Here is a 3,383-nt window from a genome sequence, read left to right on the forward strand (position 1 = left end):
AACTTCGTGTTTCTCAGCAGCGCTGCGTTTTCAGCAGCAGAGAAGCGAGATTATGAACCGTGTTTCGCATTTCGTCAACAACTTTTTTCACTACATCGTTGCGACTGCGGGGCTCAACTTCCAGGCCAGTGGCGCGCTTCAGACTCCAGCACACCACCCACCCTTGCTTCCCTCTCCCGCGCCGCGTTTCCGTTAGCGCGAAAGAGGCGTGATTCTAAGCACCCGCCCCCAACTACGCAAGCCCCTTTGTGAAATAAATTTGAAAAAGCCCCCGTGCGCTGACGCGCACGGGGGCTTGGGGCTCGACGGGCCGCGCTTCGCAATGCGCGCCATCATCCATTGATGTGACGTATGTCGCTCATCCGTCTATATAGGTGGTCGCGGAATGGCGAAGGAATCGGGTGCGGTCGAGTATCATGCCGCGACCGAACCACGCACTCATATCCACGATGGACAGCACCACTCAACCCGGCGACGCCGACCTTCGCGACGAATATGCAGCGCTGCGCGAGCGCGCCATCATCCTGGAAGAACAGGCGCCGCCGCTTCTGCAACGCATCTCGGATGTATTGCCGCGGATCAGCGGCGAATCCGAACTGGCGGACGAGCACCGCGAGCGACTCGTCGGCGCGCGCAACGCAGCGATGGTCTCGATCGAAAACTATCAGCAGGCGATTCCTTTCCTGCAGACGGCCGACTCGATCATCGAGCAACTGGACAAGACGCCCGAGCGCGACGAAGACATCGAGTGGCGTGAATCGCTGCTGCAACGGCTCGACGAGCTGATCGACGTCGCCGTCGTAATGATCGACGATGCCGAAGGCTACTTCGAACAGGCACAAGCCTGCGACCTGTCCAGCGTGCCGAAAGCCATCCTCGAGGATTGAGTCACGCCGCCCGGGATCGCATCGCGCACCGGCTTCATGTCGCGTGCGCCAGCCATCCCGATGCTTGCCGGCCGACAGTCGCAGCCCGAGACGCCTTAGTCGTCACACAGGCCACACCCCTCCCGCAAAAGCTCACCTTTTCCCTGCGCCGCTCGCTCGGGATGCGCGACGCTACTACAGTGCGTCGAGAACGATCGTCTCGCTCACGATCGGCACGCGGATATATCCGCCCTCCGCATCGCCATACGCGTGCGCATTCCCGTCGATGACGCATTGCGCCGTCAACGCGCAAAGGGTCGCGTCGCGTGCATCGACGGACTTCAGCGTCGACACGTCGACTCCCAGTCGCTCCAGCAATTGCCGGCGCTGGTTGCGTTTCTGCTTCGCCGATGCGACGTCCCTACCCAGCATCGCGCAGGTAATCGCATACGGATAGGTTTCGAAGCTCGTGCGTCCGCCTGTATAGCGGAGGTTGGTCAGCAACGGATACGCATCCGCGAGCGCGCGGTAGACACGCTCTCCCACGAACATCCAGTCGAAGAAGCCTGACGTGCTCGCGACCGCCTGCTCCCGCGACGGCGTCGGAAAGCACGAGATCCGTTCGCGCGCGAGCGCCTGTTCGGCCGCCCGACGCCCGCTCCCCGTCCACCACAGGCTCGGTGCGTCGACACCCACGGCCACGACGTCATGGGCGAGGCACAGTGCAGGCACCGCCTCGGGTGCGATCCGTTCCTCGCGGCAGATGACCATCTGTCCGCGCAGGATCACGAGATCGCATTGCTTCCTTTCGCCGCCCACATCGACTCCCGCCACGGCCGGCAATTGCCGCGCGGCGGATTCGATGGATCGAGCCAATCGCATGCGGGCGCCTCAGTCCGCCGGCCGTGCGTCGTACGCGGCGTCGAAGATCGCTTCGAGGCCGGGATGCACGCCGCGCATCGGGTCGACGACCGACTTCGCCCAGTCGAAGTACGCCTGCTTGCGTTCGAGCGGCCAGTCCGCAGGCGGGTGCCGCGCGATGTCGCGCAGGTTGCAGATCTTGTCGGCCAGCTTCACGAGCTTCGCGCGCCGGCTGATGGTCGCCGCATGCTCGACCTGCAGGCGCTTGCGCTCCTCCTTCGGCAACGACTTGTCGTCGGTGACTTCCATCACGATGTCCGCCACGTCCTTGCCGAACAGCCGCAGCAATTCCTGCTCGGTCGTCTCGGTATCCTCTACCGTGTCGTGCAGCACGGCCGCGACGATCACGCGCTCGTCCTCGACGCCGGCCTCGTTGGCCAGCACGTCGGCAAGCGCGATCGGATGATTGATGTACGGCGACGCTTCTTCATCCTTGCGTCGCTGATTGCGATGCTTGTCCGCCGCGAACGCAATGGCGGCTACCAGCTTTTTCATATTCACCCCTCGTGTGGCCAGACCCGCGACCGACAGAACCGGCCGCGTGCATTTCGGAACCGCACATACTACCTGTACGCGATGACCCTGCCCGTGCGCCGGCCTCCCCGCATGCACCGTATGCACCGCATCACGCACCCACCGGCGTGCGCTGCAACTCGACCACGTTGACCCGCGCGCCGAATACGTCCCTCACGAGCGGCAGCAGGTGGTCATGGTGCGTCAGGAACAGCACCTGGGTTCGCGTCGACAGATCGCGCAGCGCATCGAGGCCGGCCTTCGCGCGTGCATCGTCGAAGTTGATGAACAGGTCGTCGGCCACGAACGGCAGCGCGGTCCGGCTGCCGAGCTGCAGCTCCAGCGCCGCGATCCGCAGCGCGAGGAACAACTGGTCACGCGTCCCTTCGCTCAACCCGGCGACCTCGACCGATGCGCCCTTCGTCCGTCGTGCATATAGTGCGGGCGGCGTCCGTTCGGTATCGACGGTCAGCCGCGCGAATTCACCCAGCGTGAGCCCGGCGAAAATCTCACCCGCGCGCCTGAGCATCGGCCCCTGCTTCTGGTCGCGATAGCGATCCGTCGCCCACTTCAGCAACCGGCTCGCCGTGGCCGCCTCCAGATACTGTTCGGCTGCATCGCCCATCGCCGCCAGCGCTTCCTGCCGTTTCGACTCGGCAACGGCCGCATTCGCCTGGCCGTCGATCGCGCCGAACGCCTGATCGGCCACGACCTGCTGCTGTGCAAGCTCGTTCAGCCGCTTGCCGACATCGCCGAGCGACTGCTTCACCGCTTCAAGGTGGGCCGGTACGTCGGCGATGTCCTGCCCCGCGACCTCCGCTTCGACGGCGGACCGGGACAGGCCGTCACCATCACGCACCAGTGCCTCGTGCGCGGCATCGACCGACTGCCGAAGCTGGCGCTGGCGATCCGAACGCTCGGCCAGCGGCAGCGCCGCGTCGATCGACGCTACGCCGGCCAGTTGCAGCAGCGGCTGGATGCGTGCATCGGCACCCGCCACCGCGGCAGCCGCATCCGCGACCTTGCCGTCGGCCTGCCGTACGGCCTCATCGGCACGACCGATCGCACGCGCAATTTCCCGGG

General features: G+C 65.0%; 4 protein-coding genes and 1 pseudogene. 2 read left to right on the top strand and 3 right to left on the bottom strand.

All coding sequences use genetic code 11. From position 1 onward, the window contains the following. Positions 1 to 196 (top strand): hypothetical protein (locus G3N99_RS36940; protein ID WP_206124829.1); only part of this gene is annotated, 196 nt, incomplete at its 5' end. 220 nt (positions 197 to 416) lie between these two features. Continuing rightward, complete coding sequence (locus tag G3N99_RS36945; RefSeq protein WP_027792230.1) at positions 417 to 887, top strand: hypothetical protein; 471 nt, start codon at positions 417 to 419, stop codon at positions 885 to 887. Positions 888 to 1,061: 174 nt separating this feature from the next. On the opposite strand, the gene G3N99_RS36950 is transcribed toward G3N99_RS36945, so the two are convergent. The 3 genes and pseudogenes from G3N99_RS36950 to G3N99_RS36960 all read right to left on the bottom strand — a co-directional run. Then, a complete protein-coding gene (locus tag G3N99_RS36950; RefSeq protein WP_206124828.1) occupies positions 1,062 to 1,748 on the bottom strand; it encodes a DUF429 domain-containing protein in 687 nt (228 codons plus the stop codon). Between the two features lie 9 nt (positions 1,749 to 1,757). Next, positions 1,758 to 2,282 carry an HD domain-containing protein gene (locus tag G3N99_RS36955; RefSeq protein WP_021161966.1) on the bottom strand — a complete coding sequence of 175 codons (525 nt, stop codon included), beginning with the start codon at positions 2,280 to 2,282 and terminating at the stop codon, positions 1,758 to 1,760. 130 nt (positions 2,283 to 2,412) lie between these two features. After that, positions 2,413 to 3,383 (bottom strand): annotated as a pseudogene (locus G3N99_RS36960) (chromosome segregation protein SMC); the annotation flags it as partial.

Source organism: Burkholderia sp. Ac-20392 (genome assembly GCF_017104585.1).
Taxonomy (GTDB): Bacteria; Pseudomonadota; Gammaproteobacteria; order Burkholderiales; family Burkholderiaceae; genus Burkholderia; species Burkholderia lata.

Bases quoted from the DNA above. Each gene is read 5' to 3' on its own strand.
- G3N99_RS36945 (WP_027792230.1), top strand. From the start codon at position 417: ATGCCGCGACCGAACCACGCACTCATATCCACGATGGACAGCACCACT.
- G3N99_RS36950 (WP_206124828.1), bottom strand. From the start codon at position 1,748: ATGCGATTGGCTCGATCCATCGAATCCGCCGCGCGGCAATTGCCGGCC.
- G3N99_RS36955 (WP_021161966.1), bottom strand. From the start codon at position 2,282: ATGAAAAAGCTGGTAGCCGCCATTGCGTTCGCGGCGGACAAGCATCGC.